This window comes from Alcanivorax sp. HI0083 (genome assembly GCF_001635175.1).
In genome coordinates, this window is record NZ_LWFX01000073.1 from 1 (window position 1) to 439 (window position 439).

General features: G+C 57.9%; 1 protein-coding gene. It reads right to left on the reverse strand.

Annotation, left to right across the window (positions count from 1 at the left end; all coding sequences use genetic code 11):
* The coding region (locus A3754_RS00760; RefSeq protein ID WP_231880431.1) for a type III pantothenate kinase at positions 1 to 432 on the reverse strand (432 nt) is incomplete at its 3' end.
* Between the last annotated feature and the right edge of the window lie 7 nt (positions 433 to 439).

Here is a 439-nt window from a genome sequence, read left to right on the forward strand (position 1 = left end):
GAGTCCGTTATGAACACACTCGCCAGTGGACTGGCCAAGCTGCAGCTGTGCCGTTCCCGGTTCGATATGCACATCCGAAGTATCCCGAAGCAAGGCTCCGCGCAGCATGCCAAGCCCCGGCACGATATAGCCCCCCAGAAAAACACCGCGCGCATCCACGGCATCGATAGTCAAGGCGCTGCCGCAATCGATAATGATCGATGCCCCGTAACGTTGAACCCCCTCAATCATTGCCACCCAGCGGTCAACGCCAAGCTTTCTCGGATCCGGATAACAACTTTGCACACCAAAATCGGATGCGCAGGAATAATAAAACCGGGGCTGACAACCTGTGCGACTCGCAAGACAAGAGGCAATAACCGCATCCGCCTCCGGCCCGGCGACTGACGCGATCCATATTTCATCAGGCGACCGCCCAGCCCCCGCCAACATGACATCC